Origin of the sequence: Bacillus sp. CECT 9360 (genome assembly GCF_918741275.1) — a bacterium.
Lineage (GTDB): Bacteria > Bacillota > Bacilli > Bacillales > DSM-1321 > Peribacillus.
The window spans coordinates 138,547-160,068 of sequence record NZ_CAKKNA010000002.1 but is presented as its reverse complement, the minus strand read 5'-3'; the positions used below and the strand labels follow the sequence as shown (position 1 = coordinate 160,068).

General features: G+C 42.1%; 19 protein-coding genes and 2 riboswitches. Of the genes, 4 read left to right on the top strand and 15 right to left on the bottom strand.

All coding sequences use genetic code 11. The annotated features are described in order from the left end of the window. Positions 1-9: 9 nt before the first annotated feature. The 8 genes from LQ216_RS02745 to LQ216_RS02710 all read right to left on the bottom strand — a co-directional run bounded on the left by LQ216_RS02745 (position 10) and on the right by LQ216_RS02710 (position 6,410). A complete protein-coding gene (locus LQ216_RS02745) occupies positions 10-774 on the bottom strand; it encodes a 5-oxoprolinase subunit PxpA (protein ID WP_230126590.1) in 765 nt (254 codons plus the stop codon). 13 nt (positions 775-787) lie between these two features. Beyond that, positions 788-1,789 carry a biotin-dependent carboxyltransferase family protein gene (locus LQ216_RS02740; RefSeq protein WP_230126589.1) on the bottom strand — a complete coding sequence of 334 codons (1,002 nt, stop codon included), beginning with the start codon at positions 1,787-1,789 and terminating at the stop codon, positions 788-790. A 1-nt stretch (position 1,790) separates the two neighbouring features. Further along, positions 1,791-2,498, bottom strand: coding sequence for a 5-oxoprolinase subunit PxpB (gene pxpB, locus LQ216_RS02735; RefSeq protein ID WP_230126588.1), 708 nt, complete (start codon positions 2,496-2,498; stop codon positions 1,791-1,793). A 357-nt stretch (positions 2,499-2,855) separates the two neighbouring features. Further along, entirely contained in the window at positions 2,856-4,091 is a 1,236-nt protein-coding gene (locus tag LQ216_RS02730; protein ID WP_230126587.1) for a hypothetical protein, read from the bottom strand. A 13-nt stretch (positions 4,092-4,104) separates the two neighbouring features. Further along, positions 4,105-4,941 carry a hypothetical protein gene (locus LQ216_RS02725; protein ID WP_230126586.1) on the bottom strand — a complete coding sequence of 279 codons (837 nt, stop codon included), beginning with the start codon at positions 4,939-4,941 and terminating at the stop codon, positions 4,105-4,107. After that, positions 4,938-5,624, bottom strand: a complete 687-nt coding sequence (locus LQ216_RS02720) for an ABC transporter ATP-binding protein (RefSeq protein WP_230126585.1) — start codon at positions 5,622-5,624, stop codon at positions 4,938-4,940. The genes LQ216_RS02725 and LQ216_RS02720 overlap by 4 nt, the downstream gene beginning before the upstream one ends. Further along, entirely contained in the window at positions 5,621-6,010 is a 390-nt protein-coding gene (locus LQ216_RS02715) for a GntR family transcriptional regulator (RefSeq protein ID WP_230126584.1), read from the bottom strand. The genes LQ216_RS02720 and LQ216_RS02715 overlap by 4 nt, the downstream gene beginning before the upstream one ends. A gap of 256 nt (positions 6,011-6,266) precedes the next feature. Continuing rightward, positions 6,267-6,410, bottom strand: coding sequence for a YezD family protein (locus LQ216_RS02710; RefSeq protein ID WP_230126583.1), 144 nt, complete (start codon positions 6,408-6,410; stop codon positions 6,267-6,269). A 239-nt stretch (positions 6,411-6,649) separates the two neighbouring features. Continuing rightward, a riboswitch (SAM riboswitch) is annotated at positions 6,650-6,766 on the top strand. 86 nt (positions 6,767-6,852) lie between these two features. Here LQ216_RS02710 and LQ216_RS02705 point away from each other — a divergent pair. Together LQ216_RS02705 and metC are read left to right on the top strand one after the other, a co-directional pair. Next, on the top strand, positions 6,853-7,965 hold the full coding sequence (locus tag LQ216_RS02705; protein WP_230126582.1) for a methionine biosynthesis PLP-dependent protein: 1,113 nt from the start codon (positions 6,853-6,855) through the stop codon (positions 7,963-7,965). Further along, entirely contained in the window at positions 7,962-9,137 is a 1,176-nt protein-coding gene (gene metC, locus LQ216_RS02700; RefSeq protein WP_230126581.1) for a cystathionine beta-lyase, read from the top strand. Before LQ216_RS02705 ends, metC begins: the two co-directional genes overlap by 4 nt. Positions 9,138-9,188: 51 nt before the next feature. Here the strand turns inward: metC and LQ216_RS02695 are convergent, their stop codons facing one another. From LQ216_RS02695 to LQ216_RS02670, 6 genes are all read right to left on the bottom strand, one after another. Continuing rightward, positions 9,189-9,812, bottom strand: coding sequence for a rhomboid family intramembrane serine protease (locus LQ216_RS02695; RefSeq protein ID WP_230126580.1), 624 nt, complete (start codon positions 9,810-9,812; stop codon positions 9,189-9,191). Positions 9,813-9,959: 147 nt separating this feature from the next. Then, complete coding sequence (locus tag LQ216_RS02690; RefSeq protein WP_230126579.1) at positions 9,960-11,219, bottom strand: homoserine dehydrogenase; 1,260 nt, start codon at positions 11,217-11,219, stop codon at positions 9,960-9,962. Between the two features lie 85 nt (positions 11,220-11,304). Next, positions 11,305-11,414, bottom strand: a riboswitch (SAM riboswitch). A 69-nt stretch (positions 11,415-11,483) separates the two neighbouring features. Further along, positions 11,484-13,502, bottom strand: a complete 2,019-nt coding sequence (locus LQ216_RS02685) for an ABC transporter ATP-binding protein (RefSeq protein ID WP_230126578.1) — start codon at positions 13,500-13,502, stop codon at positions 11,484-11,486. Next, a complete protein-coding gene (locus LQ216_RS02680; RefSeq protein ID WP_230126577.1) occupies positions 13,499-15,250 on the bottom strand; it encodes an ABC transporter transmembrane domain-containing protein in 1,752 nt (583 codons plus the stop codon). Before LQ216_RS02680 ends, LQ216_RS02685 begins: the two co-directional genes overlap by 4 nt. A 452-nt stretch (positions 15,251-15,702) precedes the next feature. After that, positions 15,703-17,193, bottom strand: coding sequence for a glycerol kinase GlpK (gene glpK / locus LQ216_RS02675; RefSeq protein WP_230126576.1), 1,491 nt, complete (start codon positions 17,191-17,193; stop codon positions 15,703-15,705). 68 nt (positions 17,194-17,261) lie between these two features. Continuing rightward, positions 17,262-18,092, bottom strand: a complete 831-nt coding sequence (locus LQ216_RS02670; RefSeq protein ID WP_230126575.1) for an MIP/aquaporin family protein — start codon at positions 18,090-18,092, stop codon at positions 17,262-17,264. A gap of 404 nt (positions 18,093-18,496) precedes the next feature. On the opposite strand from LQ216_RS02670, the gene LQ216_RS02665 reads away from it, so the two are divergent. Beyond that, positions 18,497-19,285 (top strand): TIGR00266 family protein, encoded by a 789-nt coding sequence (locus tag LQ216_RS02665; RefSeq protein WP_230126574.1) that lies wholly within the window; start codon positions 18,497-18,499, stop codon positions 19,283-19,285. A 586-nt stretch (positions 19,286-19,871) separates the two neighbouring features. Here the strand turns inward: LQ216_RS02665 and iadA are convergent. After that, positions 19,872-21,050, bottom strand: a complete 1,179-nt coding sequence (gene iadA, locus LQ216_RS02660) for a beta-aspartyl-peptidase (RefSeq protein WP_230126573.1) — start codon at positions 21,048-21,050, stop codon at positions 19,872-19,874. A gap of 112 nt (positions 21,051-21,162) precedes the next feature. On the opposite strand from iadA, the gene LQ216_RS02655 reads away from it, so the two are divergent. After that, complete coding sequence (locus tag LQ216_RS02655) at positions 21,163-21,486, top strand: HPr family phosphocarrier protein (protein WP_230126572.1); 324 nt, start codon at positions 21,163-21,165, stop codon at positions 21,484-21,486. Positions 21,487-21,522: the final 36 nt, after the last annotated feature.

Sequence of the window (21,522 nt, the reverse complement as noted above, 5' to 3'; positions counted from 1 at the left end):
TGATGTAATTTAATAGTCACTAATTTTCGCGATTGTGATGTCTGCGTTTTTTAACGCTTTTGAAATATATTTCGCAAAATCCAATGCATGTTCTCCATCTCCATGAATACAGATCGTATCTGCCTTGATGGATATATCCAATCCTTGGAGAGATGTGACTTTGCCCGCTTTCACCATCGAGATGACTTGGCTAACGGCCGCTTCTTGACTTTTAATAAGCGCGTTAGCCTCCCGTCTCGGGGTTAAGGAACCATCCTCCTGGTAGGTGCGGTCAGAGAACACTTCATTCGCGGAGCGAAGGCCGATTTTTTTTCCTGCTTTCACTAGTTCACTCCCAGCCAGTCCATAAAGGATCAGCTCCGGATCAACCTTATAGACCGCTTCGGCCATCGCTTCTGATAATGACGCGCTTTTTGCAGCCATATTATAAAGAGCGCCGTGTGGCTTGACGTGCTGAAGCTTTCCGCCTTCAGATTTAACAAAAGCATAGAGGGCGCCGATTTGGTACACGATGAGGTCATAAGCCTCTTGTGGCGTTATTTTCATATCCCTCCTGCCGAAGCCGACTAAATCCTGAAGTCCGGGATGGACGCCAATTCCGACATTTTTTTCTAAGGCTAATTTAACGGTCTCTCGCATGGTTGCTGGATCACCCGCATGAAACCCGCAGGCAATATTCGCGGAGGTAATATAATCTAAGACTTCTTCGTCTCTGCCCAAATGGTAAGCTCCAAAGCTTTCTCCCATATCACAATTAATGTCTACAAAATGCACGACTTATACACCCCTATCTATATTTTAGTGCAATCCCAGTTTTAAGCCGCTGCATTTGTACTTCTTTTTCTAAATACAGAAGTTCGGCATCTTCATGTGTCAGCTCGGCAAAACGGATTCGATCCCCTGGTTTTCCTTGAGCGAGTAATGGCAAATCAACCGTTGCAATTTGGCCGATTTTTGGATATCCGCCTGTTGTCTGCCGATCCGCTAACAAAACAATGGGATTTCCATCCGCCGGGACTTGGATCGTGCCAAAATTAACAGCTTCAGATATCATCTCTTCTGCTTTATCAAGGGAAAGGATTGACCCTTTTAAACGATAACCCATTCGATCTGACTGCGATGTTATCTCGAAAACATTCTCAAAAAGCATATTCTGGCTTTCTTTTGTAAATAAATCGAATTGCCGGCCTTTTATAACCTGTATAGAAGGACTGTTTTTGTTGTTGGGAATTAAGTCTGAAGCTACTGACCATTCACTTTGAACAAAAGCATGCGGAGACAAGTTCCTAGCTAAATATTGAATGACTTTGGTTGAAAGTTCTCCGGGGGGATTAAATGAAACCTGGTCTCCTGCTTGAAGTGCCCTGCCGTTAAATCCGCCAATTTCAGCCCTTAAATAGGTAGATTTACTTTGCATGATACTTTGTACAACATAGCCGCCTGCCACTGCGAGATAAGCCCTACACCCAGACCTGCATTTCCCAAATTGAAGCGTGCTGCCTTTTTTGACAAGAACTGAACGCCACAATCGAACAGGCTTCCCATCAATAGTTGGAGATAAATCACCGCCACAAATCGAGATGAGAGCACTCTCGTTAAATTCAATAGTAGGACCAAGTAAAGTGATCTCTATCGTTGGTGCATTTTCTTCATTACCAACTAATAAATTGGCAATTCGATGAGAGATGGGATCCATAACCCCACTCGCAATCACTCCGAATTTTTGAAACCCGTACCTTCCAAGATCCTGAATACTTGTTAGCAGGCCCGGCTTGGTGATTGTTATCATCCTAATCGTTCTCCCATTCTATGTATTCCTTCCGGCTGATCGGTAAAAATCGAATCTTGTCTCCTGCTCTTAGAAGACTTGGTGCTTCATTCTCAGGCCGAAATAGTCTTACCGGGGTCCGTCCGATCAACTGCCAGCCTCCCGGTGTTTCGATTGGATAAATCCCCGTTTGTTTTCCCGCAATTCCCACTGTTCTGGCCGGAATTTGCAAACGTGGAGATTCTTTTCTTGGTGTTGCGATTTCCTCAGACATCCCACCGATATAAGGAAACCCCGGTGCAAATCCAATCATATAGACCAAATAGTCTCCAGAGGAGTGAATGTGAATGACTTCCTCGGTCGTTAAGCCATTGATTCTTGCCACATACTCTAAATCCGGACCAAATTCTCCCCCATAGCAAACTGGTATATCCACTATTCGTGATTCCACTGATCTACCTGCCGTTAAACCTGAAAATAATTCTCTAAGCAGATTACAAACATACTGATATGGAGAAAGACTCTCCTCCCTAACCGCTAAAATCCGGACCGGTTCGTAAAAAACAGTGACCGTCGTAAACGCTGGTATGTATTCAATCATCCAAGGTGGAGGATGCTCGTCCAAAAATGAAGTAATTACTTGTACTTTTTGCTGTGTTTCAATACTTATATCTTTGCCGATTTCGATAATGACCGCATTATCACCTAACCGGTGGAAACTGTATTCCATACTACCCCCCCAAACTTTGTTATCCTGCTGGTTTATTTTTAGAATATAAATGATTGACCATATTTCTTTCGGAATGGGATGGAGTTACTTGCTTTACCATTCTTCTCCCCGGAAGGATATGTCCTGAACTCATTTATTAAAGTAATGAATATTATCTTGCCCCATATCTCGTGAAAAACCTTTTCTATGGATACAGTCTATTTACCGAATAATCGATTTTCGAAACATCTCTTTCTTTTTATCAGTAAATTTATGAATATGATTAACATGCTATTCCAGCGGCATGTTTTATGTCAATCAAAAAGAAAAAAGGACGCTTCCAAGGTGGAAACGCCATTCTAGCTATACCCAAAGATTTTATTTAATTGTTAACTCATTCAATTGAACTTGACTATCTGATTGATGATCAGCTTTTTTATTTACGATCGTTCCTCTATACTCAGTTTTGCCTGTTTTCAAGTCAGCAACAATGACGGATGCATATTCAAAGCCATGTTCAGCTTCTGGTTCTTCGGTAGCGAGTAAATATATATTTCCGTCTTTGATGATAGTTGCTAATGATTTCATGTCCTTTTCTCCAAGCGGCACCTGAAATTCGTTTACAGCTTTTTTCTGCTCCAAATCATAAACGATAACACGAATCTTGCCTTCCTTTTCCTCAGTGACATAGAGGTTTGTATCGTCATAGTAATTTCCGGGACCGACTAATGCTGCAATTTCTTTGGGCAGTTTTACTTCTTCCGATTTTTTTTCGTTAACGTTGTAAACGACCAATCCATTCTCTACATTTTGCTCTTCGATTTCCCCGTTTTCCAGCTGCTTCTGTTCATTAACGGATTTGTAATATAGAATGTAGTCGGCAGCATCCATACTGTTTACTTCGGGCAATTCTGTATAGTCTGTATAGACATTTTTCCTTTTGTTCGGTTCAGAAAGGATGGTCTCTTCACTTAACAATTTCTTGTCTGACAAATTGAAGGAATATAAATGCACTTCCGATGTTTCCTGCCCACCGTCGTTAGTAACCAGATAATTTTTAGTAAATACGTTTACCCGGCCATCTGTAAACTGGACATCATTCAACTCGACAGTAGAGTATTCTTCCTCTTTAGGGACCGGCATTTTAAGCGAAATCTCTTCCTTATCTTTTTTATCCAAAGCAGCAATATGGAAATTGAATTTCTGCCTATTATCTTTGAACTGATACTCTACTTGTGCATACACGATATTACGTTTATCTTCATAAAAGAAATCCGGGCTATTTTTTCCTCTCATAAAGCTGCGGTATTTTCTTTTGAGATTTTCTATTTGCTCACCATCATAGTCCATACTCTTTATTTGGGTAAAAAAAGACCGTTCACTTGCATACTCGGATCCCTCGGATGAAATCTCGACCATTTCTGAGGCAGTTTCTGTTTCATTACCATAAAACCCTCTTAATATCAGATTTTCGACAGTCTTTGAATTTCCTTCCTGCTTTTTGATGATATATTCAGGAAGCTGGCTTATTGAATACGCAGAATGAATGTAAAAACTGCTGATGGCTAATAGGATAACGACGATAAGTGAACTTATTTTCCAATATCGCTTCATATTATGATTCTCCTCACACGTTTACTTTTTTGTTTATCAATAAATTTCCAATCCAAATGGAGACAGCCATGATTATCAAGCACAGAATAGTTTCTATGACTAGCAGTTCCAGAGGATAAAAGAACATATCATTATAAAAAATCGCGCTAATCAAGATCGGGGAAAGAAAAATCGCACCTGCAGCTAGACAGTAAAGGATCCCCATCACAACTCCCTTAATACGGTAGCTTCTTTCCAGCAAGATAGCGGTGAACAAGATGAACACTGCTGTAAAACCGAGTCCATAGTATAAAAGGAATTGAACAAATGTCTTTGGAATAATGACCATTAACGCTACATTGCTTTGAATTAAACTTCTCGTACCTTTAACACTTTTAAAAACATCCGGCACAAGCGACTGAAAAAGAAGATTTTCCAACGGAAGTAGGATGATTTGCAGGGCTACTAAACCAAAGACCATAAGGAAAATGGCAGTTGCCTTCGCAAGGTAAATATTCAATCTGGAAGTCGGCAGCATCAAGAGGCGGTAAATAAAAGTATTCTTGCCGAACCAGTCACGATACCAGATTAAAAAAATGTAAAAGATAAGTGCAACGGCACAAATTGCAATCGGCCCCAAAAACCAAAAGCTATTCATGATTTGCGAAAAATCGAATTTTCCGTATTGTTCCACGAATTCAGTTTGAGTCATGGATTGATCAGACATACTATTCTTTGCTTCTGTCAAATAGCTTCTTGATTTAATAACCACGCCTAAAAATTGCGAAATGATCGTAATCGCCAATAAAGATATGTAAATTTTTATAAAACGGTTGAGTTCAAAATTAACTAGTTTAAAATATTTATTCACCCTTGGTACACCTCTCTCATCACATCTACCACTGATTTCCCTTCATTCAGACGCATATCCTCCGTACTGAATTCTTTCAGTACTTTGCCGTTATCCATCAGCACGACTTTATCAATCAGATGTTCAATATCGTTTATTTCATGAGTGGTAATGAGTACCCCGCGTTCCTCGACTAAATGGCTTGAGAAAACATCTGCAATTTGTTCGCGGCTAAACATATCAATGCCGGAAAACGGTTCGTCCATCAGTAAATAATCGACATCCAGCGCAAGCCCAAGGATAAGGTTGACTTTCGCTGTATTTCCTTTTGAAAGCTCGGCAATCTTATACTCTTCTTTCAGTTTGAAAAACGTTAATAATTCTGCGGCACGTTCCTTATTCCAGGCAGAATAAAAGTCTTCCATAAACAAAAATGCCTCTTTAATGGTCATTTGCGGAAGCATTGTAATCGCATCCGGGATAAAGGTTATATTTTCATAGCTATCCTTGGTTAGCTTTTCTCCGTCAATAAGGATATTCCCTTTATATGGTGTAAGCCCCATAATCGCTTTGAGGGTTGTCGTTTTACCGACCCCGTTAATCCCGATCAAACAAGTAATCTCACCCTTATTGGCTGTGAATGAAATATCGTCGAGCACTTTTCTGCGTCCATATCTTTTTTCCAGATTCGTAACCTCAATCATGGTTGATCTCCTCCATTTTTCTTTTCAGACGTGTATTTTTCTTTTACCATTGCTACTAATTCATCCAGGGAAACATTAATCGGCTTGATTGAGGTAATGAAGATCTCGACTGCCTGCATGATCAGTTCCTCCCGGATCGAATTTAAGATTTGTTCATCTGTTGTTATTCGACTTGGAAAGTTTCTTTCTGTATGGATCAATCCCTGTTCCTCCATTTCCTTATATGCTTTTTGGGCGGTATTCGGATTTATTTTCAACATGGAAGCAAGCTCGCGTCGGGACGGGATTTCCTGTCCGGCTTCCAATTGTCCGATGGCAATCTGTTCTTTAAAGTAGCGAACAACCTGCAAGTACAATGGATCACGATTATTAAAATTAACATTCATCCAAACAACTCCTAATTGTTTCCTTTCAAGTGTATGTATTAAGTGGTTCATACACCTTATATATGTACTATACCCATAATACACCATGCCTGTCAAACTGATTTTTTAAAATATAAAGAAAACCCCGAATAAATATAGCGGAAACCCTTTAAACTCCAGATAAAGAATTTGATACATCAACAATTTCTTAAATAATCCCATGAAAAAAGCAGCCATACCCCGCAAGGTAAGACTGCCTCCAATTTCTTTCCGCTGATTATTTGATCCTTATCTTCTCATTCTTTTCGACTTGAATGATTTTTCCATCCTGGATAACGAGAGTAATAGACCCGTATTTCATGGAATCCAGCATATTTTGAAGCTGGTCGGCCATTTTGGCGATCTGTTTGTGTTCCCCCATAATGAGTCACCCCCCTATTTAAAAACCCCATTTTTTTAGTTAATAGCTCTGTTAACTATCTCTGTTAATTTTATTCAGATCTCGGTTAATAATAGTTTGTTGATTGAATTAGTCAGAATTTAATATACAGAATAATCTATCTCCCCGGTCTTGTAAAGATAATTTTACGTATTACTCTTTCGCAGGTTGACACAATGGATATTGTATAGTAAATTCAAAAGAAATTGAATTATTGATATTTCTTATCCAGAGAGGTCGAGGGAATGGCCCTAAGACGCCTCAGCAACCTTCCATGTATTTTCGTCATTGGAAAGGTGCTAAATCCATCAAGTTATTTGGAACTTGAGAGATAAGGAGAACGACTGCCCATGTATTTTCAAAAGTCTTCTTCTTATAGAAGGCTTTTTTTGTTTTTATCCATAATTTAAAGGAGAAGTGAGCCATGTATAAAATTGACACATTTTTAGCACAAATCGGAAACAGAAGTGAATCTGCAACAGGAACCGTGAACCCGCCTGTCTACTTTTCCACTGCCTATCGACATGAAGGAATTGGACAATCATCCGGATATGATTATGTAAGAACCGGCAATCCAACACGCCAGCTTCTTGAACAGGCCATTGCCGATCTCGAAGGCGGCGACCAGGGGTTCGCCTGCAGTTCAGGAATGGCCGCAATCCTAACTGTACTTTCTTTATTCAAATCTGGGGATGAATGGGTGATTTCCAAGGATTTATACGGTGGTACATATCGTTTGTTGGAGCAAGGCTTTAAAAAATGGGGCTTAGACTGTCGATACGTGAACACAAGCTGTCTAGAGGAAATTGAAGGTGCCATTACTCCTCAAACGAAAGCGATCTTTATCGAAACCCCGACCAATCCCCTCATGGAACAAACCGATATTGCCGCTGTGGCTGAAATTGCCAAGCAGCATGGTTTGCTTTTGATTGTCGATAATACATTTTATACCCCTCTTCTCCAACAGCCTATCAAGCTAGGAGCAGATATAGTGATTCATAGCGCTACAAAATATCTTGGTGGCCACAACGATGTACTTGCTGGTCTGATTGTCGCAAAGGGGGCTGAATTATCCGAATCGCTCGCTCTTTATCATAACGGCACAGGAGCTGTTCTTAGCCCGTTCGATTCCTGGCTGCTCATGCGCGGTATGAAGACCCTTTCGCTTCGTATGGATCGGCACGAAAAAAATGCAAAGTTATTGGTAGAGTTCTTACAAAACCATGATTATATCGATGATGTTCTCTATCCTGGCAAAGGTGGGATGATTTCATTCCGCATCAGGGAAGAAGCATGGGTCAATCCGTTTTTACAGGAACTGTCTTTGATTACCTTTGCTGAAAGCCTGGGCGGAACCGAGAGCTTCATAACCTATCCGGCAACCCAGACTCATGCCGATATTCCCGAAGAAATTAGGACGGCCAATGGGGTTTGTAATAGACTATTGCGTTTTTCTGTCGGCATTGAAGACGGAGAAGATTTGATTCAAGATTTAGAAAAGGCACTAGTGGCAGTGAACAAGGAGGCTAGAGTATGACGGGATACAAAGAGTATTCATTCGAAACGCTTTTATTGCATAACCAGCATAAATTCGACAGTGCCACAGGCGCAGTCAGCGTTCCGATTCAGCATGCCTCTACGTTTCACCAAAGCAATCCGGAACAATACGGCAAATATGATTACGCCCGCAGCGCCAACCCGACCCGGGAAGCGCTTGAGGATATCATTGCCGAACTGGAAGAAGGCACAAGAGGCTTTGCTTTTTCTTCCGGCATGGCTGCCATCTCTACTGCCCTCCTGCTGCTGTCTGCCGGAGATCATATCATTGTTACGGAGGACGTTTACGGGGGAACTTACCGGATGGTGACAAGTGTTTTGACCCGGTTTGGAATCGAGCATACTTTTGTTGACATGACGGATATTGATAACGTGAAAGCAGCGGTAAGATCGAATACGAAGGCGATCTATATGGAGACACCCTCCAATCCGTTGCTTAAAGTAACCGATATCAAAGCAATCTGCACACTTGCTAAGGAAATTGGGGCGTTAACATATGTAGACAATACTTTTTTAACACCCGCCTTGCAAAAACCGTTAAATCTTGGAGCCGATATCGTCCTTCATAGTGCCACAAAGTTTTTATCCGGCCATAGTGATGTCATCGCGGGCCTTGCTGTCGTAAAAGACCCCGAGCTTGCCGATCGGCTATATGCCTTGCAGAACTCATTTGGCGCCGTACTTGGCGTACAGGATGCATGGCTTGTGATGCGCGGTCTGAAAACCCTGCATGTCAGAATGGAGCATTCAATGAAATCAGCACGAAAGCTAGCGGAGTTCCTGCAATCCCATCCGCTTGTAAAAGCAGTGCATTATCCGGGCCTTGAAGATCATCCTGGGTACAGCATCCAAGAGTCACAGGCAAGCGGTGCTGGTGCTGTATTGTCATTCGAACTCGAGAATGAAGATGTAGTGAATGCCTTTGTTTCGAACGTGGAGCTGCCTGTTTTTGCGGTAAGCCTCGGCGCGGTAGAATCGATTTTATCCTATCCCGCTAAAATGTCACATGCCGCCATGCCTGAAGCAGAACGACAAAAACGCGGAATCAGCAGCGGCCTCCTTCGTCTCTCGGCCGGTTTAGAAAATCCGGATGACTTAATCAAGGACTTTGCGGCGGCACTTGAGAAAAGCAGAATAAGCGTGAATCAATAATTCTAATAATCGATGAAAAAACCACCTAGACTGTTTGCCTAGGCGGTTTTCTCATCGGTAATATGATCGATTGTTTATTATCTTCAAACGGTTCAGGGTTTTGTTCACAAGGAAAGCGAATAACCATCCAGCGACAAATCCGCCCAAATGACCAGCGAAGCTTGTACCAGGTATCACTAAGGTCGTGAGCCAGCCAATCGCTATAAGGGCCAAAATGACGTTGCTTGATTCTTTATCAAGAAAGTTCTTCTTAAAGAGAACCAGATAAAAATAAAATCCAAATAAGCTGTATCCAAAACCAGATTCACCGACATCGAACTGGAAAGGGCCAGCAGGAATCAGGATGATAACGAGCGCTGCGGTCAATATCGAAAAGAAAAACAAGGTGATGAATTTGAGTGGTCCAAGCAACTTCTCAATGGCCGGTGCCGTTATGATAGTGAAAATCATATTCGTTAAGAAGTGCATCATTCCGCCGTGTATGAAAGCATATGTCAGCAACCGATAAAATTCTCCGCCGATAATTGTGCTTCGGTTTATTCCTCCCCATCTATACATCCAGTCACCAAGAAAAATAGTCACAATCATCATGATGGTATTCAGAAAAACAATCAGGCTTGTAATCGGATATGCCGATAAAAATTCTTTGAAAGATTCCCTTCTAATAAAGAGCATTTACTCATACCTTTCTTTATAAATTTCCATATTGGTCATTTTTTCCTATACATATTAATAGTAAACGATATTACCCTATGTGCAAAATGTATCGTTCTTTTCCAAAGAAAACCTCCTGAGATCATGATCAGGAGGTTTTCTTTCTCATTATTTATTTAGCGCAAGTTGCCTTAATCTGTTCGTGGATAAGGTAATATTACTTGCTTTTGCCGGATATACACTTTGCAATTTATCGTCAGAATAATTGGTAAGGCTTCCTTTGAATAAAACGCCTACTAACGGATCTTCCATCTCCGTGTATGAAAGAATGGTTCCCCGCTTTTCCAGATCGCCTTCTATTTGGCTTAAATCTGTCAGCGTTACATTGCCAAAAAACAATAAACTGGTTTCTTCCTTCCGTCCTTCCTGTTCGGTTGGAATTTCTACTTTCCGCTCTTTACGAATGGGCAGGTTTTCTTTCGTTAAATAAAGCGAGATAAAATCCTCGATCACCGCACTTGCAGTCGGCTTTGCACCTGCTCCTGCACCAATCAACGTCAAATCTCCTAGCAAATCTGTTTTGATTAACACAGCATTATTTACGTTTTCCACACCATAGAGCGGGTGCTCAGAATCGACGAACTCCGGTCCTATCTCAACCTTCAGGTCATCATTTATCGTGACAAGATGTTTCACCCGCAACCCTAACTGTTCCGCTGCCTGGATTTCTTCTATCTTGATGGCTGAAATTCCTTTTACCTCTACTTGGTCCCAATCTGGCTGGTCACCATAAATCCATTCACTTAAAATCATCGATTTATAAAAGGCATCGAGACCTTCAATATCATTTGTCGGGTCCTGCTCAGCATAGCCTTTTTGCTGGGCAACGGCTAGCGCTTCCTCAAACGATGCCCCTTTTGTTCTCATCATGCTCAGAATAAAATTGGAGGTTCCATTCAAAATCGCTTCAAGACGCTCCACTTTGTTGACCGCCAATAATTCCCGAAGCGTCCGCAAGACCGGTATTCCTCCGGCGACACTTGCTTCATACACAAACCGGACTCCATTTTCTTCTGCAATCTTTTGAAATTCCTTGCCATGATGGGCAATACAATCCTTATTGGCCGAAACGACGTGACAGCCATTTCTTAACGCAAACTCAATATATGTGCGTGCGGGTTCCATCCCACCAATCGCCTCAATCACAACTTCAGGCTGTTTTCTGGCAATGATTTCTTCAAAGTCCTTTGAAATAAAAACATCCTCATGAATATTTCTTGTTTTCTGCTCATTTTTTATTAACACACCTGCTAACTCAATCTTTCTTCCAATTAAGGACTCTAGCTGTTCTTTTCGCTCGGTAATTGCCTCAAAAGCACCAAGCCCCACTGTTCCTAATCCCAGTAGCGCAACTTTTAAAGTAGTCACTTTTCATTCCCCCTCCAAGTTCCTATTTAACAAAAAAACAGCCTCTCTACCATGGAGATAGAGAGGCTGTTTCATCATTATCCGTCTCTTATCTCGCAAAGCTAAAAACTTTGCAGGACTTAGCACCTTTTCAAACGATTGTTTGAAGGTTGCCGGGCTTCACAGGGCCATTCCCTCCGCCTCTCTTGATAAGACTATTCAATTAATTCTATTTTAGCAGAGTAATTCCCCGCTAACAACAAATACCTTTCCAAAAATCATTTCCTATCCAGCCATCCCTTTTTGCTGTCCTTGCTGGAGTTCATACATTTGATAATACTTGCCTTTCAATCCCATCAACTCATCATGATTCCCGCGCTCAACAATTTTACCTCTGTCGAGAACAAGAATTTGGTCCGCCTTTTTGATCGTGGAAAGACGGTGGGCGATAATGAAGGTTGTTCTGCCTTTTTTCAATACATCCATCGCTTCTTGAATGATCGCTTCCGTCTCGGTATCGATGCTTGACGTTGCTTCATCCAGAATCAGGATAGCTGGATTGAAGGCCAATGCCCTGGCAAAAGAAATAAGCTGGCGCTGCCCGGAGGAAAGAGTGCTTCCTTTTTCAATGACTGGCGAATCCATTCCCTTTTCCAGATGTGTTAACACATTCTCCCCGCCGACATCCTTCAATGCCTTTTCAATCATTTCTCGGGTAATTTTTTCATTTTCAAGGCTGACGTTGGACGCTATTGTTCCGGTGAACAGATACGGGTCCTGTAAGACAATCCCCATATGCTGGCGCAACGTTTGGTGCGGCATGTTTTTAATATCCATTCCGTCAATCGTAATGCTGCCTTCATTGCAGTCATAGAAACGGAAAAGAAGATTCATGATCGAGCTTTTTCCCGAACCGGTGTGTCCCACAAGTGCAACAGTTTCTCCCTGACTCGCAGAGAACGTGATATCCTTTAGGACATATTCATCTTCTTTATAGCCAAACGATACATGATTAAAATCGACATTGCCTTTATATCTTGGAATGCTTTCCCTACTTACAGAAATTCCTGGTTCATCCAGTAATTTGAATACTCTTTCACCGGCTACGAGTGCCTGCTCAAGATTAGCAAATTGATTGACGATTGCTTGGGCCGGATATAGCAAACGGTTGATAAAATCGACAATCGCATACAACATTCCAAGGGAAACCACGGACGTGGCGGTTAAAGACTGACCGCCAAAATACCAGATGAACGCAACAAAGCAAATGGTTTTTAAAACACCAATTAAATTATGGCCGGTCAATGAATTCAAGCTGAGTATTTTATTTTGATACGAGAAATGTTCATAATTCAGCTTTTCAAAGGATTCCTTCGATTGCTTTTCGCGCCGGAAAGCCTGAACGACGGTCATACCCTGAATGGATTCGTTAATCATTGCGTTTATATCACTGACACGCGCACGGATGACCTGATTATATGTCGAAGCAAATTTCCGGTAAACGATCGTCCAAACGACCAAAATCGGAATCAGCAGGAGCGCAAACATCGCAACTTGAGGATTAAGGATAAAGAGCGCAATGAATATGCCGAAGATCGTAATTGTGCTTGAAAAAAAGTTCGCAAGTACGGTGACATATAATTCCCGGATCGCTTCTGTATCATTGGTAATCCTCGCGACGACCTTACCTGCAGGAAGATTGTCAAAATACCGGATCGGCAGTTTTGATATATGAGAAAACACATCGGTCCTCATTCGTTGCACAATTCTATTTGCCGCTTTTTGCAAATAAAATCTCTGCCCGTATTGAAAAATCGATGAAACGACAACAAGCCCGAAATAGACAAAGACAAGCGTTAAAATCCTCGAAATTTCCGGCTGATAAAAACGCATCAGCTCCTGACTATTTAATAATATAGCATTGTAGCTGGCCCTTTCATCTCCTTTCGAAATGGTCAGCTTATCTCCAGAAAGCTCCCTTTTCCCATCAAAGGAAACAGACTGATCGACAAAGGCGAATTTTGTGCCAACCTGAAAGATTCTCACTTCTTTTCCCTTTTCTTCATTGTCGGAAAAGTATTCATCCCGTTTATATGATGCACCTTGGAACGAGACAGCATCTTCGCCTTTTTCGGTCTGATACCATTTTGATTCAATACCAAGGATATGGTTATCAATTATTCTTTTCGCCACAAATGGTCCTGTTAAATCGGCTGCAACAGAAACGGAAAGCATGATCAGGGCTGCGATGATGATCGATTTATATAGGGTGGCATAGTGATAGAGCTTTTTTACGACATTCATGCATCCACCTCCGTTCCTTCTTCAATCTGCTGTCTTACGAATTGTTCTTTGTACCAGCCGTTTTGTTCAAGAAGCTCCGGGTGTCGCCCTTCTTCAATGATTTTTCCGTCATTAAGGACAATGATCCAATCAGCATGCTGGACCGCTGATAATCTGTGCGTCGTGATGATGGTCGTTTTACCGGATCGTTCTTTTTGAATATTTTCGATGATTGTTGTTTCCGTTTTCGCATCGACAGCTGATAAGGAATCATCGAGAATTAAGATTTCTGGATTTTTGATGAGCGCCCTTGCAATCGAAATCCTTTGCTTCTGTCCACCAGAAAGAGCGACACCCTTTTCTCCGACAAGCGTTTCTAATTTATCAGAAAGTATTTCCAGGTCTTTCTCAAAGTCAGCAAGACGGATGGCGTCGTTTAGCTCTTGATTCGACGCGTTTTCTTTTCCGAATAGGATATTTTCCCTCACCGATCTTGAAAACAGGAAATGATCCTGGGGAACATACCCGATCCAATTCCGGACATCTCCTATCGCAATTTTCTCTAAAGGTATGTCGGCGATTGAGATGTTCCCGTTACCCAGTGGATATTCACGAAGCAGTTGTTTCACGAACGTCGTTTTACCACTGCCGGTTTTACCGACGACACCGAGGGTTTGCCCGCGCTCAATCGATACGGAAACTTCATCCAGGTTGAGAGTTTTCGAGGTCGGATACGTAAAATTGACCGCATCATATGAAATATTCCCGGGTTTTTCCAAGTGTATCGTTGATGCTTCGTTTTTCACATCTTCTTCATAAGAAAGGGTTTCCTGGACCCGATCAAGTGACGCGTTGCCCCTTTGTAGGATGTTGATCAATTCCCCAATCGCAATCATCGGCCAGATCAGCATCCCTAAATACACATTAAAAGAGACAAGGTCCCCGAGGGTTATCTGTTGCTGGAATACCATATAAGCTCCATAGCCGAGCCCGATTAAATAACTGATCCCAATCAAAACGGAGATGACCGGGTCAAACATCGAGTCGATCTTGGCAACCTCCACGTTTTTCTGGTACACATCCTCTGTCATATCCTGAAAGCGCCCTTCGTCTTCCCGTTCCTGGACGTACGCCCTGATAACCCGCACTCCTGATACTGATTCCAGGACTTTATCATTCAATTCCCCAAACGCATCCTGCGCTTGAGTGAATCGCTTGTGAATTTTATTCCCTAATATTTGCATCATGATCGCCATGACTGGAAGCGGCAGAATCGCGGTGATGGTTAGCTGCCAGCTTATTGTCGCACCCATGACAATCAGGATCGTAAACGTAAAGAGGATCGAATCCGCTAACGTTAAGATTCCGAATCCTGCCGTGTTGGAAATGGCTTTTAAATCGTTCGTGGCCCGGGCCATCAAGTCTCCGGTCCGATTCTTTTCAAAAAATGTCGGCGTCATCTTCAATAAATGCCCCATGAATTGGGAGCGCATCTTCCTTTCGACCAGGAAGGCACCGCCGAAAAGCTGGTAGCTCCAAAGGTATCCGAACACATAATTACCGAGCCCTAGAAGAGCTATATAGCTGATATACTCCACAATTACCCCGTTCGTTAAATTGCCGTTGTTGATATCGTCAATCGCCATACCAACCAGCTTTGGCGGAATAACCTCAAGAATATTAACGATGGCTAAAAATAAAATTGCAAATGTATAGCGTCTCCATTGTTCTTTAAAGAACCAGGATAGCTTCTTGAAAATCGAAAACATGTTGTAACCTCCTTCTGTTTGTCCATAGCACTTGACTACCCGCTGTCTGTATCCACTGCATAAATCGGCCTCACTTCAGATAAACATCTCATCATCATTCCTCCTATACTTTACTTAGTATTTGATAAAAATAAAAAGCTCCGCAAAAACATGCGAAGCTCATTTATATGCGGAAAAATCACACAAAATGAAAAAAAGTGCATGCTACGACCTATGTCGCAGCCTGCACTTAGCAGATACATTCTTGATCGCTTTTGTTCCAAAGATCAGAACAAAGCAACAGGACAGGCTGCGTTATGTGAAATGTTAAGCTGCTCATTTCGCCTATTGATTAACATCATAACGTTCACCTTCCTTAGAAAAATTTGTTTGATTCATTGTAAGATTACAATAATAAGAATAATTTGTCAATTGAGATTTCTGGGTATATGCCACAGTCCTGTGTGATGATCTTATTTAAAAGCCATGGCTGCTTTTACAGCTTTTTTCCAGCCTTCATATAAATCTTCCCGTTCGTTATCTTCCATGGAAGGTTCAAATGTCTTATCAATCGCCCACTGTTCTGCAATTTCTTCCTTGTTTTCCCAGTACCCTACCGCAAGTCCAGCCAGATAAGCCGCCCCTAGTGCAGTCGTTTCATTAATTTTCGGTCTTTCAACCGGAACATTCAGCATATCGCTTTGAAAGTTCATCAAGAAATCATTTTTAACAGCACCGCCATCGACACGGAGCGTCTTTAATTGGATCCCGGAATCAGCTTCCATCGCGCCAAGAACGTCATTGGTCTGGTAGGCGAGCGATTCTAGTGTGGCTCTGATAAAATGCTCTTTTGAAGTTCCTCTCGTAAGGCCAAAAATTGACCCGCGAACATCACTGTCCCAATACGGTGTACCGAGCCCGACAAAAGCGGGTACAACATAGACACCATCGGTCGAAGGCACTCTTTTCGCGTATTCCTCGCTATCTTTTGAATCCTTCAGCATACGCAAGCCGTCGCGCAGCCATTGAACCGCGGATCCCGCAACGAAGATGCTTCCTTCAAGTGCATACTCGACCTTGCCATCAATCCCCCAGGCAAGGGTGGTCAATAACCCGTTTTCAGAACGGACCGCGTTTTCACCGGTGTTCATAAGCATGAAGCAGCCAGTTCCATACGTGTTCTTCGCCATGCCTTTTTCAAAGCAAGCCTGCCCGAACAAGGCGGCCTGCTGGTCCCCTGCAGCCCCGGCAATCGGAATTTCCTTACCAAAGAAATGATAATCCACCGTATTCGCGTAGACTTCAGAGGAAGGACGGACTTCAGGAAGCATCGACTTCGGCACTGTCAAAATCTCAAGCAACTCTTCATCCCATTTTAGATCATAAATGTTATACATGAGTGTACGGGAAGCATTGGAATAATCAGTCACATGCGCCTTGCCGCCTGATAACTTCCAGATTAACCACGTATCAATCGTGCCAAATAATAGTTCCCCGTTTTCCGCCTTTTCACGTGCACCCTCTACATTGTCGAGGATCCATTTAACCTTTGTTCCAGAGAAATAAGCGTCAATTAATAATCCCGTTTTCTCGCGGAACAAGTCATTATGGCCATTTTCTTTTAATACATTACAGATATCGCTTGTCTGCCTGGATTGCCAAACAATCGCATTATATACCGGACGGCCTGTTTCCTTTTCCCATACTACCGTCGTTTCCCTTTGATTCGTAATGCCAATTCCCGCTACCTGCTCAGGTTTTACGTTTGACTCAGATAAGCATGAAGCAATAACGGCAAGAATGGTTCCCCAAATTTCGTTTGCGTTGTGTTCAACCCAGCCTGGTTTAGGGAAATGCTGGGTGAATTCCTTTTGTGCGATATGAACGATTTCACCCTTCTTATTGAAAAGAATAGCACGTGAACTAGTTGTTCCTTGATCCAAAGATAAAATATATTGCTCCATTTTCAACTCTCCTTTATCCAATTAATATACTGTACCATACCCACATATCGAGATTGCCAGACTTCGGCTTATTGCGCGTTTTTATGTTTCCTATTAATCTCAAGAACGGCCGGTCGTTTTCCAAATAGAGCAACCGATATTAATACGATAGCAATTGCTGCCAATACAATCCAAAAATATTGATCTACTTCTCCGGCAAAGGTTGCTCTATAGAACACTGCTCCCAAGCTGCCTCCAAGTATCGGGCCAACGACCGGAACCCAAGAATATCCCCAATTCGATCCGCCTTTACCCGGAATCGGAAGCAGGAAATGGGCGATCCGAGGTCCAAGGTCCCTTGCAGGGTTAATCGCATAACCGGTTGTTCCTCCAAGCGACATACCGATAGCTACAATCAATAACCCGACCGCAAATGGATTTAAACCTTCCGTAAACTGATTTGCCCCAATAAACAGCAATCCTAATACTAGAATAAATGTTCCGATTATTTCACTTAATAGATTGGAAACAGTATGAGGAATGGCAGGGCTAGTCGAAAAAATGCCTAGCTTTGCACCTGGATCATCCGTTGCTTTCCAGTGCGGAAGATAATGCAAGAATACTAGTGTTGCTCCTAATATTGCGCCAATCATTTGGGCCAAAATATAACCCGGAACATCTCCCCAGGCAAAGTCCCCATTTATAGCCAGCGCTATCGTAACAGCAGGATTTAAATGGGCACCGCTTATCGATCCGACCGCGAATACACCCAGCGCAACCGCAAGACCCCAGGCAATCGTTATCGTAATCCAGCCTGCATCCTTGGCAAAAGATCTGTTTAATGTCGAACCTGCCCCGATGCCTGCACCAAATACAATTAAAATCATCGTGCCTATTACTTCTCCCCAAAATGGCGTCATTTCAGGTTCCCCCTTTTTTTAGACTTTTCTATAACAAGCCGCGATAAAAAAGGAGATCACAACAGAATCAATCCTCATAAAAATGAGAGTGCATCTGTGTGATCTCCTAATCTCCGTCACTGTTTTAACTTGTTATATGAAGTATAAAAGATTATGAAAGCGCTGTCAAGTTTAAACAAAATCACCCATTTACATATTAAATTTTCCCTCTTTTTTCAAAACCCCCTCCTACCTCCCAATATTCGTTGACAAGCCAAAGTCTGTCACTAGATTAATATGTTGGAGACGGAAAGATGAGAACTATTTTTGTTTAAAGAATGGGAGAGATTAAAAAGTAATGGCGTAACCCTGAACTTTCTTTTACAATCGAATTAGATTCTAGTACATACAAGGTGGAGGTATATATGAATAATCATGAGATTGATTACAAAATTCATGGAGACGATATGCAATTCGTAGAAGTGGAGCTGGACCCAAATGAAACCGTCATCGCGGAAGCGGGAGGCTTGATGATGATGGAGGACTCCATCCATATGGAGACGATTTTCGGGGACGGTTCAGGCGAAGGCGGCGGCGTTATGGGGAAATTGTTCAGTGCCGGCAAACGGATGCTAACCGGAGAAAGCTTATTTATGACCGCATTTACGAATCAAGGATCTGAAAAAAGACATGTATCCTTTGCTTCCCCTTATCCGGGAAAAATCGTGCCCATGGACTTAAGCGAATTAGGCGGTAAAATCATTTGTCAAAAAGACGCCTTTCTCGCGGCAGCAAAAGGTGTTTCTGTAGGCATTGAATTTCAAAGAAAAATCGGTGCCGGCTTCTTCGGTGGCGAAGGGTTCATCATGCAAAAGCTGGAAGGAGACGGAATGGCCTTTGTTCACGCAGGTGGGACGATCCATAAGAAAGAGCTTGCTCCCGGTGAAGTCCTGCGGGTCGACACAGGTTGTCTAGTCGCCATGACAAGTGAAGTAGATTACAATATCGAAATGGTTAAGGGTGTAAAAACCGCTTTATTCGGCGGAGAAGGCCTTTTCTTCGCAACACTGCGCGGTCCAGGAACGGTTTGGATTCAATCGTTGCCATTCAGCCGATTGGCAAGCCGGGTATTTGCCGCAGCCCCATCGGGCGGCGGTTCCAAAGATGAAGGAAGCGTCCTCGGAGGAGTATTCAGGATGTTTGATGGAGACTGATTGTCGGAAGCCAGATCTGTTGATCTGGCTTTTAAATTTGAAGTAAAACGCTCCCCTTTATTGGAGTGCCTCCCAGAAATATAGCATTTTTTGTCGAGAAATCGATATATGTAAAAAGTTGATAATAAATGTGCCGAAGTTGATGATAAATCCAGAAAGTTGATAATAAATGAATCAAATTCGCTGATAAATCCCAAAACTCGATAATAAATCCACACACAGCAAAAATACCGCCAGTCTAACGGCGGCAGCACGAGTTTTTTGTTTGATCAACATGAAAATTAGTGGCAATTGAGATAAGCCAAGTTGAAAACTTCGATTTTCCATTATACTTGTGTTGAATGTTCGATCGCTTTTGCCATTGTTTCCTAAGCGATATCTTCCGCCATTTCTCTGTAATACATTATTTATACTAAATATTTTACAAAAAAGTCATAGTTTTGCTGAAATAGCCGGCAAACGCTTCTGTATCACCTTTCATTCATCGCCTTAGCAATCAGGTTGCTTTCATCCATTCTTATTCCCCGCTTCCTCCCGGATCATTTCAGCCTGTTTATTTCTCAAATCAAATCGTTCAATTTATTCGTTAACTTTCTTCAAATGTCCCTTTCACTATCGCTTTCCCGCTTTCAACCATCATCTGGCCCATCGCAAATACAGTATCCACTTCATACGTTTCTTTATTTAATAGCACAAGGTCTGCATCTTTGCCTTCTTTAATGCTTCCTTTTTGAACAAGCTTAAGAATGCGGGCGGGATTTTCCGTAATCACTCGTATGGCAGTTTCTATAGGGACTCCTTCCTCAACGATAGCAGCCCGGACTTCGTTATATAGAGAAGAACATTTCCCGATATTCATCCCCCTTAAATGACCGCTTTCATCAAAATCCGGAAGACTTGCCTGTCCATCAGAGGTAAAAGTAATCCTGCTGATCTCTACCCCTGCATTAAGGGCTTTTTTTAGAGCCTTGCACGATTTCACCTCGCCATTTTCAATAAACTTCTTAATTGAGCTTGTCGTAAAATCAATGAATCCTCCCTTTTTGGCATACTGGATGCCTGCTTCGAAAAGATGGTGATTTCGGTTAATGTGCGTAGGGTAAAACTGTTGGATCGGGATCTCTGTTTTTTCAATGACCTGCTCGATCACATCCAAATGATCAAGGCTATCGCCGACATGGATATTTACGATTCCTGCTTTCCCGGATAAGAGGCCGCCAATCCGGGCAGCTGAAGCGATTTTAGCCATTTCCTCAACGGTTGGCTGCGAAGAACGGTGATCCGCAATCGCAATTTCACCCGCTCCAATGACTTTATCAATCAAAATGAGATCATCCTCGATTTTTCCTGTTAGGGTTTTTACCGGCACCTGGTAGGAACCTGTATGTACATAACAGGTGATCCCCTCTTCCTCTAGCCCCCTTGCCTTCGCGATCAAATTTGGCATCGTTCTCGTTGTCCCATCTGTCCCAATCACACCTATTAGTGTTGTAATACCTGCTATGGTCACATCAGTTAGTTGTATTTCCGGTGTCCGTGTTTTATAGCTGCCTTCACCGCCTCCACCGATAATATGCACATGAGAATCGATAAATCCGGGCACTACTAACTTTCCCTTCGCATCAATCACTTTAATATCAACGAATTGCTCCGGTATCTCGATATGGTCCTTGATAAAGCCAATTTGCTTCCCGACGATCAAAATATCTTTTTTTCCAAGATAGTCCGGGGCGTAGGTCTCCCCATTTTTAATAAGAGTTAACATTCTTACCAGCCTCTCCTTTCAATTTAAAAATAGGTTTTATTTTAAGTGTCCCGGGTAAATAGAGTACATAACCAAACAAAACAATTATTTTTTTCAAAAGGAGAAGGACGTTATGTACGAAATTATCTCATCTGACTTAAAAATTAAAAATAAATTGACCATGAGACAAATCATGGATCTTCATCAAGAAATGAAAAATTATGAAGGCAATATTTATTTGCTTTGCAAACACAAGGTCGTGGACGCAATCAGTTTATCAAAATTAGTTTCTTTTATGTTGACTGTAGATGAAGATTCCAAAATTAAAGTGGTTGTTGAGGGACAGAACGTTCAAGACATTCTTGATAAAGTATCTAAATGCTGTAATCCCGCTTCCCACGAGGAGCGTCATAACTACAAATTCTACATCAACCCTACTGAGACAGTTCAGATTTAACCAAAACTAAACCAATGCCACGGGATGTGAAAAAGA